A 20,952-nucleotide genomic window follows, 5' to 3' on the forward strand; every position below is an offset into this window, starting at 1 on the left:
TAGTTTTTGTTACTGCGATTTCAATCGCCTGAATATTTTTGCAATAAGTCTATTTGATCACTTAGGATTAACAACAAACTCACTGACAATAAACGGCTTGCGATTAATAATCGCACTGGGATTAGCATCAAGTTGCGACTGCGTGTAAGGTTCAATACCATAAGTTATTACCCGCAACTGCTGACTCTGAGGAGCAATTTCAAACTCATTCCAGCCGTAGGTATGCACTCCTAAATACTCTCCCTGAATCAGTCTAGCGTCAATTCCAGAACCTTCCAAACCAACTGGATCGTATCCTAGCGGCGCTGTCCGAGTATCCAGAATATTGCGGACAAAGGCATCTTTTTGTTCCCTTGTCGGCAATGCATTATAGCGATCTTTTTCCGATTGTGGCAGCAAAGCGGTGGGCGTAAAAGCAACTGTTGCGGGGCCAAAGGGGGCGGCAAACGGCCCTTGCCCGATGTTCAACTGAATAGCAACAGGACTGGTCATTACATCAATAACATCCGTAGGGATTTGCGGCTGACCTGCTGCTTCTTGATAGGTGACATTATTCACGACATAGCCGTGAAAATCTCCGGTGGCAAAAACCACATTCTTGATGTTATTTTCTTTGATGAAACGCAGCAAATCTGTTCGTTCAGCAGCATAACCTTCCCAGCGATCGCCTGCAACCGCAATACCAAAATTTTGTATCGGATCGCTTGACATAATAAACTTCCAAGTTATGCCATTTTGTTGAGCTTTCAGTAAGTCATTTTTCAAGTCTTGAAGTTGCGCCCCCCCTAACATCGTCCGATTCGGCGCAAAGGCATCATTTAGAAACTTATTAACAGTAGCTTGGTCGGAAGTTTCTGGGATACTTTTCAAAGAATTATCTCGGAAAGAGCGCAAATCTAAAACAAATGTAGCTGCATCACTGCCGAAGGTATTAGACCGATAAAGTTTCTGCTCATTAGCAGTGCGAGAGTCGCCCGTATTGCCATAAAAATCATTTCGCACGGGATTGTAGGCTTGAAATGCTTGTAAAGCCGTGTCAAATACAGGCGTATCATTGACAAAGCCTCCCCCCGTCCCAAAAATTCCTTCTTTTTGCGGCGACTCAGCAGGCGTTGCACCCCCGGCAAAATCATTCGTGAGTTCGTGGTCATCCCAGCTAGCATAGATTGTGGTAGAAGCCTGCAAATCAGCCCAGGTATTGAGGCCATAACGTTGACCGTAGACTTCGTTATATTTGGTGCTAAACTCTTCAAAAGTTTTAGGTTGTCTGACTCCCGGCAAATCCGGCGACAGATCGTCTACATAAGCGGAGTCGCCGATGCGAACAAAAAAATCGAGATTGCGTTCCGGCGCATTTGCGATCGCCGGGAAAGGAGTAAGTTGACCTTGCCAGTCGCCTGCTACCCCAAATCGTAAACCCTGGCGATTTCCCAACTCAGCAGCAGTGCGGAATTGCCCAACTGCTGAAGTGCCAGCGGCATCGCGCACTCGATAAAAATATTGAGTACCAGGGTTTAAATTCGTCAGTTCGGCTTTCACGGGTACGGTAACATCGGTGACGGTATCTGTGAGAGTGCCGAGACTGTTACTGAAGTTTGGATCGGTGGAGTATTCAAAGACAACATTACCCAGAACTGTGCTGCGAGTCCACAAAACAGTTGAAGTTTGGGTGGTATCTCCAGAAGCAACACCATTTGGCAAGGTTGAGTCACCAGACTTAATAAATGGGGTGACATCTCGCCCTTCAGCAGCGCCAAACTTGATAAAGTGTTCAATGCCAGTAAGTTCGTCGCGCTCAACAGCAGCAGTAATATCTGGGTTTTTTGCCAGATAATAGCTAACGTTATATAAAGGGCTAGGACTGCGGTTTTCCGATTCACCAAATTGGATGAAGTGACCAATACCAGTAATTTCATCGCGATCGACAGCCGCAGCAACATCGGGATTTTTCCCTAGATAATAGCTGTTGTTATAGAATGGGCTAGGATTGCGGCCTTCTGATTCTCCAAAATTAATGAAGTGTTGTATTGCTGTGGTAGCTTTGCTGTTGACAGCGGTGGCAACATCAGGGTTATTTAGGAGATAATAATTAGTATCGAATAGGGCGCTAGGGTTGCCGCCCTCAAATTGACCAAATTTGCTAAAGTGTTCAAATCCGTTTTGGAAGTTCCCTTTGGTAATAGCGGCGCCCACCTCTAAGTTTTTAGCCAGATAGTAGCTTTCTTGAAATAGAGTTTTAGCGTCTAACATAAGGGAAAATATGAAGTGTTGTTGTTTAATAATGACTGTGGCGGCTCAAAATAGCCTTCACAGGATTATACAGTATCGCGATCGCGATCGATCGTTAAGTAAAAGAAAGAAGGAACAAGGAAGAAGCAATAAGGCTTACACAGCAAGCTTTTTAGTGGGACTTAAACCTTTTCCAGCCCTTTAAAATCTGAAACCCCTTCTAGGAAATGAAAAGAAATCCATAACCTAAAAATGTCTGAAACCCTTGGTATAACTAAATTAATACCCATTCGAGGTAAAAGTATTTCTCTATCTGGGTTTTAGCCAAAATGGCTTCAGTTTTTGTCTGAGTCCCGTTAGTCATCCTTGTTTTACCTTTAATATCACGTCCGATGAAATGCGATCGCTAATTCTGGCCAAACTTCAGCCGCTAAACTTCCTGAATTTGCATCAACCGCTGCTTTAACCTTGGTGCATCGCCCCCATCTACCACTTCACACTTCTCCAACAAAAAAGCCCCATCGCAATAATTCAACTCATCCAAACCGTGAGTCACCCACAAAGCCATCAGCCCGCAATTTTTGACCAAACGCTGCACCGCGGACACCAAATCTAACTGAGAATCAGGATCGAGTAAAGCCGTAAGTTCATCTAATAGTAAAACATCGAAATGACGAGCGATCGCACTTAAATATTTGAGTGGCGATCGCTCTAAAATCTCCAATCTCAAATTTATTGACTTGATGTTCATCATAAAAGCACGATCGCCCTTATTGACTAAAAGCGATCGCACACCAACATCCTCCTACAAATCAGCAGCGTGCTGCTTCAATTCATCCAAAGAAACGTATTCCAAAGTCAAGGCGTGAGTCCCAGCCAAAACCACAGGCGGCGCAACTCCCGCATCCATTGCTTCCTTCCAGCGAGAAGCGCACAAACACCAGCAATCCCCAGGCTTCAAACCGGGAAAGTTAAATTCGGGAACCGGAGTGCTCAAATCATTTCCATTCGACTTGGTGAATTGCAAAAACTCTTCTGTCAGTTGAGCACAAACAGTGTGAGCCCCAAAGTCGCCACCACCTGTATTGCATTTGCCGTCCCGATAATATCCTGTCATTGGCGAAGTGCAGCAAGTCTCTAACTTTCCGCCCAGCACATTTGTAGCTTCCGTCACCATCGCAACTCCTGAGTAAAACTCTTCGATCTAATTTTACACAAATCGTTGTTTATATATTTTTTTCCATGACAAAGTTGATGAATTTTTGTCCTCTCCGTTCTACTTCTTGTTTTCTAATCACCATAAATCCCTGGGTTTCAAAAAAAGGTCGAGCTGTAATGCTGGCTTCGGTAAATAACTTGTTAATTCCTAAGTCTTTGGCTTTTGACTCAATTTGTTTTAAAATTAACCTACCGACTCCTTGTCTTTGAAAATCTTGATGACAGTAAAAGCGATCGATATGGCCGCTTGCTTCTAATTCCCCAAAACCTGCAATTGTATCACCCTCTTCTGCTACGAAAGTAAATTTACTGCTTAAACTTTTACTCCAACTTGGGATATCGATATCTGCTGGAGCCCAAGCATCTACTTGTGCTTGTGTGTAATCGCGGATGTTTACTTCGTGTATGGTGTCGTAAAACAGTTTTACAATTTGTTGGGTATCACCGATTTCGTAGGTTCGTACTCTCATAAATTATCTCACTGCGATCGCTTCTTTAATATTAATTTGAGATTTTTAACCGCTTCGCAACACGCATGGATGTTGGCTTCTACCATTTTGTCTCATTTGTTGCAGGGCGATCGAAAATTTTTCACCTACCCTTGACAAAATATATTACTATATGTTAATGAAACAGAAGCAAACCTCACTCGAATTAACAGTACATCAATCCAGCAGCTTAACGAATAAGACTTGAAACTTATGACAGAAATGGGGCCCGATCCAAACCGACCTTATCCGATGGCGGATCAACCGCGCGTATGCTTCATCAAAAACTTTATTAAATCCCCCAACATTATCGTCGGCGATTACTCATATTACGACGATCCAATAGAACCAGAAAACTTTGAAATAAATGTACTTTATAATTACGGAAACGACCGATTAATTATTGGCAAATTTTGTGCGATCGCCACCAACGTCAAATTCATTATGAACGGTGCGAATCATAAACTAGACGGTATTTCAACTTATCCTTTTCCGGTTTTTGGGAATGGTTGGGAAACAGCGATGAATTTATTAATGGAACTGCCAAGTAAAGGCGATATCGTCATTGGCAATGATGTTTGGATCGGCTATGAATCCGTGATTATGCCCGGAGTAAAAATCGGCGATGGTGCCGTCATTGCTGCCAAATCCGTTGTAGTAAAAGACATTCCCCCTTACACCGTTGTGGGTGGAAACCCCGCCCATCCAATCAAACAGCGTTTCAGCAATGCTGAAGTTGCACAACTATTAGAAATTAGGTGGTGGGATTGGGAAATAGACAAGATTTCGCGCAATGTCAGCATAATTATGCAAGGGGATATTCAATCACTCAAAAATGCTGAGTAAACTCGCAAATACAGCGATATTAATTTTAACTCCGATCCTGTGTACCGGTTCCGGCGCGATCGAAGGCGAACCCACTCCCAGCAGCCGACCCCGGATACATCTTCTAATCTGCGTTCATCAGCGTCAATCTGCCTGCATCTGCGGTCAAAAAATCCCCAAAAATCACCATGCAAACCCAGGGATCTCCCATACCGCACCGTCCCTACAACTTACTTAGCTGCTGGGCCCACAGCCTCGATCGCATCCTCAAGAGCGATCGATACATGAGTCCAATGAGTTCCGCCCTGACAAAAAGCCACGTAAGGCTCCCGCAGAGGCCCGTCAGCCGAAAACTCCGACGTACTCCCATCAATAAAAGTACCCCCAGCCATCACCAACTGGCTTTCATACCCGTGCATCGGAGCCGGCACCGGATCTAAATACGAACCGACGGGGGAATTTTGCTGAACCGCCCTACAAAAAGCAATTAACTTATCAGCAGAACCGAATTCGATCGCCTGAATCACATCTCGTCTTCTAGCCAAAGGCATAGGATTCACTCGATAACCCAACTTATAAAAAACATAAGCCGTCAAATGATTGCCCTTCATCGCCTCCCCCACACAACCGGGAGCCATAAACAAACCCTGAAACAGCAACCGATTCAAATCAAAAGTTGCGCCGCCGCTGCTGCCAATTCCCGGCGCCGTCAAGCGACAAGTTGCCGCCTCTACTAAATCAGCCCTCCCAGCAACGTAACCTCCAGCAGGGACGATCGTACCGCCCGGATTTTTGATTAAAGAACCAGCCATCAGATCAGCACCCACAGCAGTAGGTTCGCAATCATCAACAAACTCTCCGTAACAATTATCAACAAAGCAAATTGTGTTAGGATTCTGATGTTTGACTATGGCGACGATTTTTTCGATCTCAGAAATAGACAAACTCGACCGCCAAGAATAGCCGCAAGAGCGCTGGATAAAAACCAGGCGAGTCTTTGCTGAAATAGTAGAGCTCAATGCCTGCCAATCCAAACTTCCTTCGCGAGTTAGAGGCAACTCACGGTAACTAATGCCAAACTCAAGCAGTGAACCTTGACCTTGCCCCCGCAAGCCGATCACTTCTTCTAAAGTATCGTAGGGAGAACCAGCCACTGCCAACATTTCGTCACCAGGACGCAGGATGCCAAAAAGAGCACAGGCGATCGCGTGAGTACCCGAAACAAACTGTACCCGGACAGCCGCGGCCTGGGCCCCTACCACTTCGGCAAACACCCCGTCCAAAGTCTCCCGACCCAAATCATCGTGGCCGTAACCCGTAACCCCTGCAAAATGGTGGACTCCAACCCGGTGGCTGCGAAAAGCTTTTAAGACTCGTTGAAGATTTTGCTTGACTGTAGTGTCAATACCAGAAAAAATCTGAAAGAGTGCCTGTTCTGCTTCCTGTAGCCGTGAAACGCTATTCATCTATACCTCGCTCACCCTTTGCGTGCGCGCTGTTCATTATGGCGTAGATGCGGCCCCTAGTTTGTAAACATAATATATTCATGACGATTGCAACTTCCAAAAAAACTTCTCCTGATTGGCCTGTCGTAGGCTTTATGGCCTTTCTGCACATCGGTGCTTTATTTGCTTTGCTGCCGGGTAATTTTAGCTGGTCTGCGGTCGGGCTAGCAGTCTTCCTGCATTGGGTAACAGGTGGTTTAGGAATTACTCTCGGATATCACCGCCTCGTCACCCACCGCAGTTTTCAAACACCGAAATGGCTAGAGTATTTTCTAGTTATTTGCGGTACGCTTTCCTGTGAAGGTGGCCCGATCGACTGGGTAGGAATGCACCGGTTACACCACATACATTCCGACACCGAAACAGATCCCCACGATTCCAATCAAGGCTTCTGGTGGAGCCACATGGGCTGGATGCTCTCGGATCTCCCGATCAGAGTTGAAATCCCCCGCTTTACTAAAGACATCGGCGACGACCCAGTATACAAGTTTCTCCAAGCATATTTTATCCCCATCCAAGTTGTCTTCGGTGTGTTGCTTTATTTATTAGGCGGCTGGTCTTTCGTGGTTTGGGGCGTGTTTATGCGGATTGTGGTGGTGTTCCACTGCACTTGGCTGGTTAACAGCGCTACCCACAAATTCGGCTACCGCACCTACGAGTCGGGCGATCGCTCGACCAACTGCTGGTGGGTTGCCCTGCTTACCTACGGCGAAGGCTGGCACAACAACCACCACGCTTTTCAATACTCAGCTCGCCACGGTCTTCAATGGTGGGAAATCGACTTCACCTGGATGACAATTCAACTGCTGCAATCGCTGGGTTTGGCAACCAAAGTGAAATTAGCAGAAAAATAGCGATCGGCAATTAGTCATTGGTTGTAGGTCATCAGTTCTGGACTAATGGCTAGTGACCAATGCCTAATCCTGTTTTTTGCGATCGGATACAGGTTGGGTTGAAGTAACCTCGCATCTTCTAGTGCGATCGACCCAACCAAAACCAGAATCAGTTATAATATAATTGGGAACAAAAAATTTTGTTTGGCAGCCAAATTTTTTATTTTCAAAATACAACCGTAAATCTTTTTCAATCCTAATCCCAAATCTATCATTGATTCTTTATTAGTTTGGGCAAGTGTGCAGCAAAAAAAGTTCACTGCTCAATCCAAACTATTATGCGTGAATCCCGGTCGGCATCTCATCAGAAATCAAAAAAAGAATGACAATAGCAACGCAAGAAAAACTCCACTACAATTGGAAGCACGTTATTAGTTTAGCAGGACTTCATATCGGCGCTTTGTTCGCCCTGCTACCCAGTAACTTCAATTGGACAGCAGTTGGTTTAACAGTATTCATGCACTGGATAACCGGCGGTTTGGGAATAACTCTCGGATGGCATCGTATGCTCACCCACCGCAGTTTTCAGACACCAAAATTCGTAGAATACTTTCTAGCATTTTGCGGAGCCCTTGCCTGCCAAGGAGGAATAATTGATTGGGTTGGGCTGCACCGATTGCACCATACCCACTCTGACCAAAATGCCCTCGACCCTCACAATGCCCAAAAGGGTTTTTGGTGGAGTCACATCGGCTGGATGCTATATAAAGGTCCAGCTCACGCTGAAATTTCCCGCTGCACAAAAGACATTTCAAGCGACCCGTTTTATCAATTTTTGCAAAATTACTTTCTGCCAATTCAAATCGCCTTTGGCGTCTTGCTTTACTTAGCAGCAGGCTGGCCTTTTGTAGTTTGGGTAATTTTTGTCCGCTTAGTTTTCGTTTATCACTGCACCTGGTTTGTGAACAGCGCCACTCACAAATTTGGCTACCGCACTTACGAAACCGAAGATAGTTCTACTAACTGTTGGTGGGTTGCGCTGTTGACTTATGGCGAAGGCTGGCACAACAACCACCACGCTTTTCAATACTCTGCACGTCACGGTATGAATTGGTGGGAAATAGACTTCACTTGGATGACCATTCAACTTTTGGAAGCAGTAGGTTTGGCTACTAAGGTGAAATTACCAGCAGCAAAATAGCAGCAATGGGGTGTTAGACGCAGAACCTCTTTAGGCTGTAGACTGCGCCGGGCCACGCACCTTACCGCTTCAGAAACCCGGTTTCTTTGAGAAACCGGGTTTTTTTGTGACTAATCACCAATTACTAATGACTAATAACCTAATACGGTTCAGTTAAGGAAAATTGTAGCGAAAATGTTGGGCGGAGTGAAACGGAGGATTCGTTCCTCAACCCAACCTACGCACTACGCACATCTGTTTTTTTAGCACTAACTGAACCTTAGTGGGCTAGAGGTGGAGGAGAGAAGGGGTGAATTTTAATGCCTGAAAGCTTTACTAGGGGTGGGTTTGCAGTGATTTTTACCTATGCGAGGCAGACACAAATGCTGAAAACTTGATTGTGAGAGAGTTTGAGAGCTATTTGGATTTTTCTTGACAGGGCAATCACTGAAAGGGTATATTAATAGCAAAAATTTAGACAAATAAACTCGAAAAACTTATTCAGCAATTATTTGTTATCGATTACAGGATTTACTTTCACGTGTGGGCTCAAAAAAAAATTTAAAATTATTCCTCTATCGCTATGAGCAAGCTCAGCTCAAGCTTGTTGAAAAAGAGTTAACTAAAAAAATCTCAATAAATTTATTACTGTACTGAGAAAAGTTTAATCAATTAAAAAATATCCAGGCATCTAAAATAGCAGTAAATATGAAACAAGTTCATGGGATTTTATTAGCCCGTAAACATAAAAAACATACTCCTAATGTCCGATAATAAGCAACTCTCTTATTCTTGAAATTACTCGTTGACTTAGTTGCCAGACATCTGATACTTGAAAGTAGATAATCAAAAATGAAAGCTGCCAAAAATTTTGCTCAAAATCTCCAGAAAGGTTTAATTATTTTTACGCATATTCCGAAGACAGCAGGAACATCATTGCGTCATATTCTCATGCAACAGTATGGTAAAGATGCTGTATTTATGTTTTATGATGATCCAACTGTAACGACAAAAAATGCAGATGAATTACTTAATGAACTGAGAAGTTATTTTCAGTATCTTCCTGACGTAAACGATCGAAACTTTAATGGCTTGGTGAAGCTGAGAGCCATTAGCGGACATAAACCTTTTGGAATTCATAATTTATTGCCTGTCGATACTTTTCATTATATCACGCTCTTGCGCGAACCAATAGAGCGAGTCATCTCTTTTTACTACCACGTATTCGGCAGAACGGAACATAGCCTTGAAAGTTTAATCTCTTGGAAACAATCAATAGAATTTGATAATTTGCAGGTGAGAATGCTATCGGGAGCTGGCTGGAAAGTACCTTACGGTCATTGTTCCTGTAATATGCTAGAACAAGCTAAACACAACCTACTTCACTACTATACTTTTGGCATTCAAGAGCGGTTTGCTGAAAGTTTAGGAACTTTCAGCAGACATCTGGGTTGGTCGCAAATTCAAATGGTTGCAGAAAATGTCGGGATAAACAAACCGAAAACTTCTAATATTAATCAGCAAACTTTACATTTAATTGCCGAACAAAATCTGCTAGACATAGAGCTTTATCAGTTTGCAAAACAGTTATTTGAGGAACGACAAAAAATTTTAAGCACTTAAGATTTTTGCTGAGTGGAGCCATGACAAGTATCCAAAACAGGATATTCAAGATGGTAAAATATCTCCCCCACAGGAAGAGCAAGATACCGTAGACAGAGTACATTTGGCGTTAGCTTAGATGGAGAGCAGTGGATAAATTATATCGAGCGACATTCTGAACTCGTACAAGAATTAATGAAGTTAACTCGAAATAAACGTCGTTTTTATCAACAGGGAAGAAGGTCTACAATCCTGATTCGGTCTATTCATAGACCAATACGGTTCAGTTAAGGAAAATTGTAGCGAAAATGTTGGGCGGAGTGAAACGGAGGGTTCGTTCCTCAACCCAACCTACGCACTACGCACCATCTGTTTTTTTAGCACTAACTTAACCGTATTGACTAATAACCAATCACCAAGGAATAAGAACTAAGGACTAAGGACTAATGAGTCCGTTTTTGCTCGCCCCTGCCGCGCAAATATTCCGCTAAAAATGCCAATCCTCCCGAACCTACTATCAACAGCACACTGAGAGCATTAATATCAGGTTTTACCCCAGTCCGAATCCGGCTAAAAATTTCCATCGGCAGAGTTGTAGTCCCGCTACCTGCGGTAAAACTCGCAATCAAAAAATCGTCCATGCTGAGGACAAAAGACAACAGACAACCTGAAACAATTCCGGGTATTAATTGAGGGAGCAAAACCTGAATAAAAGCTTCAACAGGCGTTGCACCCAAATCCAAGGCAGCCTCTTCTAAATACGGGTTTAAATCGGCCAATCTAGTAGAAACAGCTAGGGCGATGTAAGCCAGACAAAACACAATGTGAGCGGCGACTATTGTCCACAAACTCAGAGGAATAGCCAGCGCAGCTAAAAATACCAGAGTAGCAACTGCGGTCGCAATATCTGGAATAATAATCGGCAAGTAGGAAACTCCCTGATATAAACTCTTGCCAGGAAAGCGGTAGCGGGCTAAACCAACCGCCATCAAAGTGCCGAGTACAGCCGAGATTGCAACTGCACAAACAGCAACAGTTAAACTGTTTCTCAGGGCAACTAAAATCCGCGTATCGCTAAATAATTTAACGTACCAATCTAAAGTAAATCCTTCCCAACCGGCGCTAAAACGCGATTTGTTAAAGCTGTAAAATGTGAGTACCAGGATAGGCAGGTACATATAAAAAAACATCAAAACGGCAAATATTACCTGCCAAGAAATCTTAAATTTAGGTTTTAAGTACATATCGGCTTGTATTTCCTCCTGTGGATTGTCGGCGGTATTTTCCATTTCTCGGTAATCGGTAATTGGTAATTAGTAATTGGTTATGGAACAGTCAACAGTTAACAGTCAACTAACTTAAATTGCATTACGATCGCCATATTTCAGCAAAAGGGCAATTCCTATACTCACTACAAAGATTAATACCATACTCAGAGCCGAACCCAGCCCCCAATTTTGAGTAGCCCCCAAAAACTGATTGTAAATTAAACGAGCCGCCGTCATACTAGAAGCTCCACCCAGCAACTCCGGATCGACAAAATCGCCCAAACAGCTAATAAATACTAGCAAAGAACCCGCAGCAATTCCTGGCATCGTTTGAGGTACTGTCACTTTCCAGAAAGTTTCCACTGGATTGGCGCCCAAATCCTGAGATGCTTCTAGCAACCTGCGGTCTAACTTTTCCAAAGAAGCGTAGAGAATTGTCACGATATAAGGCAAATAACTGTAAGCCATGCCGATTAAAACTGCGGAACTTTGATTAAGCAATTCCAGAGGAGGAATGCCTACAAGTGCCAGCAGCGAGTTGAGAACCCCTGTAGGACGCAGAATTGTAATCCAAGCATACGATCGCAACAGTGAAGAAGTCCACAGCGGCAACACAAAGCCTAACAAAGTTAAATTCCGCCACTTTTTCGGGACATTGAGGGCGATCCAGTAAGCGACGGGAAATCCCAGCAGCAAACACAGAATAGTAGTCCCCGTGGCGAAAAAGAGCGATCGACCCATCACCTGCAAATTCAGCGGCTCAAACACTCGCAGGTAATTGCCGATTCCCGAAGGATTCACCAAATCTCCTGGCTTAATATTCGGCACCAAACTAAGCTGAAAAATCACCAGGGTTGGTATGACTAATAATAAAAGCAGCAACAAGCCAGAAGGGCCCAACAATGCCAGTGGCCCCGCCCAAGCAGACCACGGGGAAACAGTTTCAGCCTTCAATGGAGAATTGGGAGGAATAGGAGGGGGAGTTCTAGTTGAAACAGCCATAGATCAATTTTTTTGAGTTTTTAACCGCGGATTAACGCGGATATAATACGGATAGACTGGGCGATCTGCTGTGCGGGGGCGAGTTTGTGTAAATATTGGGTTATAATTAGAGATTGCGTGTAAAACCCGCCCTCGGCTTGATGATTAGCCGCTGGTTAATTGAGTCCAATAGCGATCGTAAACTTCCATAAATTTCCCTACAGGAGCCACACCTTCGCACTTTTTCAAAATATCTTCCGAAGGGAAAAGAATCTCGTTTTCGCGGACTTCCGGCGTCAACAAACTAAAAGCATCTTCCGAAGGAGTTGAAAAACTGAGGCGCTCTACTAAAGAAGCAGCGACATCGGCTTGCAGGAGAAAGTTAATCCATTTATAAGCTGCTTCGGGATTGGGAGCACCTTGAGGAATTACTAAAGTGTCAGTCCACAGAGAAGAACCGCTTTTGGGGACGATATACTTCAATTTATCGTTATCTGAAATTACTTCATTAGCATCAGAAGAATAACACATAGCTACCTTCAAATCCCCCGTCAGCATTTGAGGCCGCCAAGCATCAGTAGTAAAAGATGCGATCGCCGGTTTGAGTTCCACCAACTTTTGGTAAGCTTGTTTCACTTGCTCTTGATTTGTAGAATTCAGAGAATAGCCCAGCATCCGCAACGCAGCGCCCATGACTTCTCGAACATCACTCGCCAGCGTCATTCGCTTTGCTAACTCCTGTTTGTGCTGCCACAAATAGTCCCAATCTTCAGGAGCTTCTTTGAGTTGTTCGGTGTTGTAAATCAAGCCTGTGGTTCCCCAACTCAAAGGCACGCTGTAGCGGTTTCCTGGGTCATAGACAGGGTTTTGGAACTGTTTTTTTAGCCGATCGAGCCCGCCCAAAACCGAATGGTCTAATGGGCTCAACAGCCCGAGTTCCGTCATTTGAACCACCATGTAATCAGATGGGTAAATGATACTGTAGGCGCGGGCGCCACCGGCTTGAACTCTCGCCAGCATCTCTTCGTTGGAACTAAACACGTCGGCCACTACGCGAATGCCGGTTTTTTCGGCAAAGCGATCGAGCAAAGCTTCATCGGTATAGCCTGCCCAAGTATAGATGAAAAGTTTGTCTGCCGCACCTTTGACGGGAGGAGCAGATTGTACGTCTGCAAGTCGCCAGCCACAACTCGAAAGAGCTAAACCGGAAATTGTGGCCGCCGAATTTTTTAGGAACTGACGGCGTGTAGAATTAGCCGGGAAAATCCTGGAAATTGGTAAGTTAGTCGGAGGCACAGTTAGATTTTAGATTTTAGATTTTAGATTTTAGATTGGGGAATTGGGGATTGGGAAATTCGATTTTAGATTTGAGAATTTGTAATAAGGAATCATTGGTAATGGGGAAATTCTCCCATTCTCCCCCTCTTCCTTCTTCCTTCTTCCTTCTTCCTTCTTCCTTCGTTTCCCAATTAGGCTCGATCGGTCAAAGCGAGACAATCAGTAGTTCCCCAATAAGCGTAAATCGGCGTGTGCGGGTCTGGGAAAGAGCCACCGGTATTTGGCTGGCGTACAGTAATTTTATCGCCCGACGCCAACTCAACCACGTAATGAACGTGCGTCCCCATATACATAGTATTTTTGAGCCGCCCTTCAAAACAGTTGACCGACACTTCCGGCTGGTAGAGATTCAAATATACTTTTTCGGGCCGGACGCTGACCACCACAGAGTCGCCTGTGACGCCACTCCACATATCCGACTGCTGAACGACTATTTTCAGATTGGCTGATGTGCGAACTGTGATAGTCGATCGGTCGATCGATTCTACCGTACCCCCAAACAAATTCGTATCGCCAATAAAATCGGCCACAAAAGCCGTCTGCGGGCACTCATAAATTTCTTCAGGAGAGCCAATTTGCTCAATCCTCCCCTCGTGCATCACCGCAATCCGGTCAGACAGACTCATCGCCTCTTCTTGGTCGTGAGTCACCATCACAAAAGTCAAACCCAATTCTTGATGCAAATTCGACAGTTCCAACTGCATCTGCTTCCGCAACTTCAAATCCAGAGCACCCAACGGCTCGTCCAGCAGTAAAACCGCCGGTCGATTTACCAGAGCTCTCGCCAAAGCCACCCGCTGCTGCTGACCGCCCGACATTTGACCGGGAAACCTGTTGGCGAAAGATTCCATTTTCACCAATTGCAAAACTTCCCGTACCCGTTCTTCAATTTCTGCTTTCCCCAGCTTTTTGATCCGCAATCCAAAAGCTATATTGTCCCAGACATTCATGTGTCCGAACAAAGCGTAGCTTTGAAAAACAGTATTTACCGGACGGCGGTAAGCTGGAGTGTTGGTCATCGACTGGCCCCGAATCATCAATTCGCCCGCTGAGGGAGTCTCGAACCCAGCGATTAAGCGCAGCGTCGTAGTCTTGCCGCAGCCACTGGGCCCGAGGATGCTAAAAAATTCTCCTCGGCGGATGTTGAGGTCAACTCCGCGGACTGCGGTTTCGCCGTTAAATACCTTAAAGACCTTGCGGAGTTCAACGTCAAGCGCTGTATCCGTTGCTGTCGTACCTTGGTTGAGTGCTGTCTGAAACATATTCGCCCTTTCCTGGGGGTAATGCACGCCACTTAAATACAGTTTAAGTTTAGACTTGTCTGTATTTTAGGTGAGGAATGTTGGATGTAACAGGTTTTGGGATTTGTTCTTTAAATTCTATCCCAGAGCGCACCATTGTCAGCAACAGGCTTTCGGGCCTGTTCCACAAGAAAATGCACTCTTTGTGGAACAGGCATCTTGCCTCTTCATAAAAGGCTTATTGAGAATGGTGCAACATCTCCGATCGATCGGCCATCTATTGATTCTCAGGACTTGGCGTGGGAGAGGGTTTTTGCGGTTTCTCTGTTTTGGGTGCTTCTGCTTTTTTCCACTCTGACAAAGGTCGCTGAGTGGCATTTTTAAAGTCAAAAGGTACTAGCAGCACGGGCAAATTTTCGGCTGAATTTTGAGGGGGCGCTTCCGGCGGATTGGCTTGAGCGTACAAGAAGCGGCCGCTAAAGTCTGTTTTGCCTAAAACTAGGCGGTGAGTTTCCTGGTTGTCCAGTTTTACTGTGACTGTAGCTTGGGGTTGGTCGAGACCGAATTCTGGCAGTTGAGCAGCAGTAATATTAATCGTGCGATCGCTCTTTCCTGTTGCCAGCCTGTCGAGCAAAAAATCCACCGATGCCTGACTCGCGTGTGCTTGCACTGGCAATTTCATTTCCCAGCTAGACTTGCCTCCTTTTGTTTCATAAACTCGCTCAAAAGTCAATATTTTGTCGGGAGTTTTGACTGTAAAGAATTGTACGCGATCGGACTTAAAAGCAAAAATTTTCTGTTTTTCTTCCTTAGCGGCTTCCTGTTTCGGAGACACTTGCATCTCGAACAAAGCAACCAACCCCGTCATGCTCAGCGCGACGGCTATCAATACTAATGTATTTTTCTGCAATTTCATAGTAACAGCGAATTCGGCATGGTAATGGGGAATGGGGAATGGGGAATTGGTAAGAGACGCACCCTAGGGAAGTTAGGAATTAGGAACTTGTACGCTCGCGTAGCCGAAGTATTAGGAATTGACAATGGGTAAGGTGCGCCCGGTCGCGCACCTTGCGGAATTAGGAATTAGCAATTGGTAATGGCTAAGAGGTGAAAAAACCAGAAAGAGGCAAATAAATCCGTTAAATTCCTTAGAGAATTTGTTGGCGAACTTATCTTCTCTTCCACCAGATAGCGCCACCAATTCCCAGTCCGAGTAAAGGCCAAATTAGCCAAGCTAACACCAGCAATCCTACTTGGATGGTCGTCATGTTAATACGGCGGTTGGTAGCTTTTTTCGGACTGATAGAAAAGCTTTGCTGGTCGGGTTTACTCAACCAACTGACTGAATTGAGAAACACGTCGCTATTGAGTTGTTGGTCAAACCAACCGTTAGTAACAAATTGAGATGTGCCAATTATTACCATTCGCGATGTTTTTCTAGGAGTTGAAGGCGCGGAAGGAGTTGCGGTTGGACTGGGAGATGCTGTGGGAGATGCTGCAGGTGTTGGTGTTGGCGAACTTTCTGCCGATGCTGTGGGAGATGCTGTGGGAGATGCTGCCGGTGTTGGCGAAGTCGTCGGTAATGCTGGAGGCGTTGCTTCTTGCGAGACAATCACTGAATAGCTGATTGGGGAAGCTGTTGGCGAAGTTGTCGGCGATGGTGATGTTGTCGGCGATGGTGATGTTGTCGGTGATGGGGAAGTTGTCGGCGATGGGGAAGTTGTCGGCGATGGTGAATCTGTCGGCAATGGCGAAGGTGTCGGCGATGGTGAATCTGTCGGCGATGGTGAATCTATGGGTGATGGTGATGTTGTCGGTGATGGTGCAGTTATGGGTGATGGTGATGTTGTCGGCGATGCTTGGGGTGAAGGCGTGACGGGTGTTGGTGTTGGTGAAGGTGAGGGCTTTAAGGGAGTGCTGGCAGTGGACGATCGAACTAAAGCTACACCTAATAATAGCGGGCCTTGTCGATCGGTCTTTTGATCGAACTCCAATTTCTTAGTAGTCAAATCGCTTTCCGCCCAACTTTCCTGACTCGTCCAAATCAGCGGTTTTTCCTCTATCCCTTCTACTGGCGATGTTTCCAAAGCACGCGCAAACGGATAAAATGAAATGCCAGTACCAAAACTTTGAGTAATCGGATGTTCGCCGTAGCGCCTGACTGTGGGAACCGTGGGGCCCAGGCCAAATCTTTGACCAGTTCCCGAAGCATCGATGGCTAAACGGGTGTCTAGTTTGACACCCCATTCTTGCAGCATTTTGTCCAATCCCGTATCAGTTGCCGGGTCTACCATTAACAATAAACTGCCGCCGCGATCGAGATAAGCTTTTAGTGCTTTAATTTCTGTATCGGAAAACGGTTTGTCCTGCCCCGGAACGATTAAAGCATCTGCATCTTCTGGCACTTCTTTTCGTTCGGTCAAATTCAGCGTTTGGGCGTTGTAGTATTTATCTTTCAGAGCTTTTTCAGCTTGCTGAATTCCGCCTTGACCTTCCTTTATCGGGCGGGCGCCTTTGCCTTGCAAAAAGTAAACTGTAGCAACGCGAGTGCTCAGGATTTCTTCTAAGCCATTGGTAAGTTTTATCTCTGAAAGCCCTTGATTTGGGTCGCTACCAAAAGCAGTGCCACCTTTTTGCAGTACCTGTTTTTTGTCTCCGGATTGCAGGTAAACTTCTCCGATGCTAGTAATACTAAATTCCCGCGCTTTTCCCGGTTGGGCCTGCGGGTCAACAAACTCAAATTGGAACTTTTCGCCTCCCTCGCGTTTGTAGCTTTGCAACAATTCTTTTATTTGCGGGTTTTGGATGGGGTCAAATACCCAAACTTTGACTGTTTGTTGCAGGTTTCGGAGTATTTGTTGAGTCTGCGGGGCAAGGGTAAATTGTTGGCTTTCGGTTAAGTCGATGCGGACGGGATAGCGAACGGCTATGAAGTTAATTACTCCGAGTATCACAAAGACGGCGAGGGTAGCAATCAGGGCGTTGGTGCTGGCTTGAGTGGAACGCTGCCCCCAAAAGCTTTGTTCGTAACTCAAATATAGCAGCCAAAGTGCGATCGTCACGGCTCCGGCAATAACTAAACCGACTGTCAGGGGGTCCCATACTCCAGATACAAGTGCTGCTGTTACCCCCGCTGCGATGAGGAGGGGACCCAGCAAAAAAACGTATTTCCAATTTGTTTTGCTAATTTTCATAAGGTAAATATTGAGGGAAAAATTTCCGGATCGAGGATGTTATTCTATATCGAATTAGCCTGCAACCATGCTGTTAAATCTGACGGTTTATTGAAATCCAGCACGGCATCTCCTAGTTCTTCTAATTCCTGTATACCTAATTGACGGATGCAGTTTTCGGTTTCCGGTTGTATTGTGCCTAAGCGCCGCACTAGCTGACGCAATATTAACGAGAGTTGAGCGGTTTTTGTCACCTGTTCTCTTGCTACATCTATGGCAATCTGCTGGTCTTGAATCCACAGTTCTTGGTTGTGCAATTCATTTAATTCTTGCTGAGTGAAGTTGTCCTCGTTGGCAATGCTAAAAGCTTTCTCAATTTCTGGTACAGCCCTCAATGTTTCTGGTACTGTCTCCAGAGTGCTGGTATTTTCTAGAAAGTAAATCCATTGGTCAGCGGTTGTTTCTAATGCTGCTAATTCCTTGCTAAATTTGGGCAGTTCGATAAATACTAATTCTATTTCTGTATCGGGATAGTCAAACTGTTGCTCTTTTTCTTGGAAAACAAACCGCGACATGAATTCTGGCTGATTTTCAAACATTTCAAAGTCGGCAATTTTTAAAGAAATTACTGTTTTTAGTCTTTCGTAGCGTTCTTTTCCTGTTAATTGCTGGCTGTAGCTTTTGGCAGCGTTGTACAAAACTCTATTGCCGAAGGAAGGCACGTTGAGGAGTTGAATTTCAACTAGGGCGATTCTGCCACCGTTAATTATGGCTTTTACATCTAGGTGTGTGTCTTGGACTCCGAGAGTTTGATTTTCTGGTTGGGAGTTGATTATTTCTAAGTCTTCGATGACAGGCTGTGCTTCATAAAGGATGGCGTTTAAAAAATTAATCAGGATGTCTTTGCTGTCGCTGGAACCGAATATTTTTTTGAACGCAAAGTCGATTTTTGGATTGATAAATCTCATTTTTCAAGTAATTAGTGGAATAACTAACATTAATTGGGGATTGGGAAGGGGGCATTGGGAATTGGTGGTGTCTCCTTTAATGTGCAACTCTCCAAAATTTTTACTTTGCCACTCTTTCCTCTTTATTTTGCGAGGCCTTCCCCCATGTTTTTAAGAACGCTGATATCGCAAGGCATCTATGGATTGCGCGGTCAGAAATACTCCTAAAATGATGTAACTGGCAAACATAATTAAACTGCTGGTATCGAAAACTCCCTTGACAAGATTGGTGTAATTTGTTAGCAGCGACAAATGTCCTAATGCCGTTCCGAAGGAGCCACCGATAGCGACGGCGGCTGCATCGATCACCCACAGAAATAATACTAGAGTGAAGGTGAGGATGGCGGATAAAATTGTGCTGTCGGTGAGGGAGGAAATAAACATTCCGAGGGACAATACTCCTGCAGCTAGTAAGATTAAGCCGCCGTGTCCTAGCAGAAGAACTCCGGGGGGTACGGGTGGGGTTGATGAACTGAGGGCGATCGCCTCGCAGAACAGCAGGGGCACCAACATGGTGGTATAAAATGTTAAAACACCGAGGAGTTTGCCGGTAGCAACTGCCCAGTTTGTTAAGGGCGATGTTGCTAATAGTTCTAAGGTTCCACGTTTGCGTTCTTCTGCGTAAAGTCCCATTGAGAGTACGGGTAGTACGAACAATGAAAGGGAACCCATGATTCGCAGAAATAGTTGCAGAAATTCGTAGGCTACGTCGATGGGAGGTTCGGTAATTCCCATTTGGTCTCGCTGGCCGATTTGGGGAATTAACCCGTCGGGAGCGAGGAGGATGGCTATTAAAAAGTAGCCGGTGATTAGCCAAAAGACTGCTGCGATGGCATAGGCTAATGGCGATGCAAAATAGCTTTGTAGTTCTTTCCGGTAAATTGCGACAATATTACTAATCATTACTAACATTTAGGAATTGGGAATGGGTAATTGGCCCTTGGTAATTGGTTCATTCTGAGTCGCCGGCAGATGGTGTTTCGCTGCCGTCGCTATCCTGTTTTTTTCTTTCTATTTGTCGCTTTTTGCTAACTGGTTGCTGTTGTGGTCGAGAATCGCTACTCGGTTGTGGCTTTTTTTTGAGTGGTCGATTTTTTACAACAGGTTCGGATTCTGGTTGAGAATGTTCTAGCGACTTAGGCGCATCTAAAATCAGTTCGGGTTCTGGTTGAGAATGTTCTAGCGACCTTGATGTATCTAAAACCAGTTCGGGTTCTGGTTGAGAAGGCTCGATCGACCTTGGTGTATCTAAAATCAGGTCGGGTTCTGGTTGAGAAGGCTTGATCGGCTCTACCATTTGAACAATGAGCTGATTTTCGACAATCGGTTCTGGTTGAGAAGGCTCGATCGACTTTGGTGTATCTAAAATCAGTTCGGGTTCTGGTTGAGAAGGCTCGATCGAATTTGGTGTATCTAAAATCAGTTCGGGTTCTGGTTGAGAAGGCTCTATCGGCTCTACCATTTGAACAATGAGCTGATTTTCGACAATCGGTTCTGGTTGAGAAGGCTCGATCGACTTTGGTGTATCTAAAATCAGTTCGGGTTCTGGTTGAGAAGGCTCGATCGAATTTGGTGTATCTAAAATCAGTTCGGGTTCTGGTTGAGAAGGCTCTATCGGCTCTACCATTTGAACAATGAGCTGATTTTCGACAATCGGTTCTGGTTGAGAAGGCTCGATCAAATTTGGTGTATCTAAAATCAGTTCGGGTTCTGGTTGAGAAGGCTCTAGCGACTCTACCGTTTCTGAAACAACGGGCAGATTTTCGACAACCTGTTCTGGTTGAGGATTTTCGATCGACTCTACTGTTTCGACAATGAGCAGATTTTCGACAATCGGTTCTGGTTGAGGATGTTCGATCGACTCTTGTCTTTCTACAGTTTCCAGAAACTCTGCGACTGGTTGCATTTCAGGTTCTAAATCGCTTATTTCCTCTGGTGTTTCTGTAATCTGTTCGGATTCTGGTTGAGAATAGTCGATCGACTCTATGGTTTCTGAAACTTCTAGATTTTCGACAATCGGTTCTGGTTCATAATGCTCGCTCGACTCTTGTCTTTCGACAACTG

The 20,952-nt window shown here is 45.0% G+C and carries 16 protein-coding genes and 2 pseudogenes; 4 read left to right on the plus strand and 14 right to left on the minus strand.

Features of this window, described 5'->3' with window-relative positions; genetic code table 11:
* Nucleotides 1–57: 57 nt before the first annotated feature.
* The 4 genes and pseudogenes from QUA53_RS01760 to QUA53_RS01775 all read right to left on the minus strand — a co-directional run bounded on the left by QUA53_RS01760 (nt 58) and on the right by QUA53_RS01775 (nt 3,917).
* Complete coding sequence (locus QUA53_RS01760; protein WP_333094562.1) at nt 58–2,250, minus strand: alkaline phosphatase D family protein; 2,193 nt, start codon at nt 2,248–2,250, stop codon at nt 58–60.
* Nucleotides 2,251–2,659: 409 nt separating this feature from the next.
* Nucleotides 2,660–2,917, minus strand: a pseudogene (locus QUA53_RS01765) (ABC transporter ATP-binding protein); the annotation flags it as partial.
* A gap of 117 nt (nt 2,918–3,034) precedes the next feature.
* Nucleotides 3,035–3,406 carry a DUF2237 domain-containing protein gene (locus QUA53_RS01770; protein ID WP_333094563.1) on the minus strand — a complete coding sequence of 124 codons (372 nt, stop codon included), beginning with the start codon at nt 3,404–3,406 and terminating at the stop codon, nt 3,035–3,037.
* A 49-nt stretch (nt 3,407–3,455) separates the two neighbouring features.
* Nucleotides 3,456–3,917, minus strand: coding sequence for a GNAT family N-acetyltransferase (locus QUA53_RS01775; RefSeq protein WP_333094565.1), 462 nt, complete (start codon nt 3,915–3,917; stop codon nt 3,456–3,458).
* 240 nt (nt 3,918–4,157) lie between these two features.
* Between QUA53_RS01775 and QUA53_RS01780 the strand changes: the two genes are divergently transcribed.
* Entirely contained in the window at nt 4,158–4,781 is a 624-nt protein-coding gene (locus QUA53_RS01780; RefSeq protein WP_445304910.1) for a Vat family streptogramin A O-acetyltransferase, read from the plus strand.
* Between the two features lie 209 nt (nt 4,782–4,990).
* Here QUA53_RS01780 and QUA53_RS01785 read toward each other — a convergent pair whose 3' ends face one another.
* On the minus strand, nt 4,991–6,226 hold the full coding sequence (locus QUA53_RS01785) for a methionine gamma-lyase family protein (RefSeq protein ID WP_333094567.1): 1,236 nt from the start codon (nt 6,224–6,226) through the stop codon (nt 4,991–4,993).
* Nucleotides 6,227–6,306: 80 nt separating this feature from the next.
* On the opposite strand from QUA53_RS01785, the gene QUA53_RS01790 reads away from it, so the two are divergent.
* The 3 genes from QUA53_RS01790 (at nt 6,307) to QUA53_RS01800 (ending at nt 9,901) form a co-directional block, all read left to right on the plus strand.
* A complete protein-coding gene (locus QUA53_RS01790; RefSeq protein ID WP_333079314.1) occupies nt 6,307–7,119 on the plus strand; it encodes an acyl-CoA desaturase in 813 nt (270 codons plus the stop codon).
* 361 nt (nt 7,120–7,480) lie between these two features.
* The gene (locus tag QUA53_RS01795) at nt 7,481–8,299 is read left to right on the plus strand and encodes a fatty acid desaturase (protein ID WP_333094568.1); all 819 of its coding nucleotides are present in this window, start codon (nt 7,481–7,483) and stop codon (nt 8,297–8,299) included.
* A gap of 831 nt (nt 8,300–9,130) precedes the next feature.
* On the plus strand, nt 9,131–9,901 hold the full coding sequence (locus QUA53_RS01800) for a sulfotransferase family 2 domain-containing protein (RefSeq protein ID WP_333094569.1): 771 nt from the start codon (nt 9,131–9,133) through the stop codon (nt 9,899–9,901).
* Between the two features lie 422 nt (nt 9,902–10,323).
* Here QUA53_RS01800 and QUA53_RS01805 read toward each other — a convergent pair whose 3' ends face one another.
* The 9 genes and pseudogenes from QUA53_RS01805 to QUA53_RS01845 all read right to left on the minus strand — a co-directional run.
* On the minus strand, nt 10,324–11,169 hold the full coding sequence (locus QUA53_RS01805) for an ABC transporter permease (protein ID WP_333094570.1): 846 nt from the start codon (nt 11,167–11,169) through the stop codon (nt 10,324–10,326).
* A gap of 69 nt (nt 11,170–11,238) precedes the next feature.
* Nucleotides 11,239–12,150, minus strand: a complete 912-nt coding sequence (locus QUA53_RS01810) for an ABC transporter permease (RefSeq protein ID WP_333094571.1) — start codon at nt 12,148–12,150, stop codon at nt 11,239–11,241.
* Nucleotides 12,151–12,294: 144 nt separating this feature from the next.
* Complete coding sequence (locus QUA53_RS01815; protein ID WP_333094572.1) at nt 12,295–13,425, minus strand: spermidine/putrescine ABC transporter substrate-binding protein; 1,131 nt, start codon at nt 13,423–13,425, stop codon at nt 12,295–12,297.
* 173 nt (nt 13,426–13,598) lie between these two features.
* A complete protein-coding gene (locus QUA53_RS01820; protein WP_333094573.1) occupies nt 13,599–14,729 on the minus strand; it encodes an ABC transporter ATP-binding protein in 1,131 nt (376 codons plus the stop codon).
* 256 nt (nt 14,730–14,985) lie between these two features.
* The gene (locus QUA53_RS01825; protein WP_333094575.1) at nt 14,986–15,624 is read right to left on the minus strand and encodes a DUF4340 domain-containing protein; all 639 of its coding nucleotides are present in this window, start codon (nt 15,622–15,624) and stop codon (nt 14,986–14,988) included.
* Between the two features lie 253 nt (nt 15,625–15,877).
* Nucleotides 15,878–17,902, minus strand: a complete 2,025-nt coding sequence (locus QUA53_RS01830; RefSeq protein WP_333094576.1) for a Gldg family protein — start codon at nt 17,900–17,902, stop codon at nt 15,878–15,880.
* A 44-nt stretch (nt 17,903–17,946) separates the two neighbouring features.
* Nucleotides 17,947–18,849, minus strand: coding sequence for an Rpn family recombination-promoting nuclease/putative transposase (locus QUA53_RS01835; RefSeq protein ID WP_333094577.1), 903 nt, complete (start codon nt 18,847–18,849; stop codon nt 17,947–17,949).
* A gap of 150 nt (nt 18,850–18,999) precedes the next feature.
* Nucleotides 19,000–19,800, minus strand: a complete 801-nt coding sequence (locus QUA53_RS01840) for an ABC transporter permease (protein ID WP_333094578.1) — start codon at nt 19,798–19,800, stop codon at nt 19,000–19,002.
* 40 nt (nt 19,801–19,840) lie between these two features.
* Nucleotides 19,841–20,952: pseudogene (locus tag QUA53_RS01845) on the minus strand (ATP-binding cassette domain-containing protein); the annotation flags it as partial.

Origin of the sequence: Microcoleus sp. Pol12B3 (genome assembly GCF_036701355.1) — a bacterium.
Classification (GTDB): domain Bacteria; phylum Cyanobacteriota; class Cyanobacteriia; order Cyanobacteriales; family Microcoleaceae; genus Microcoleus.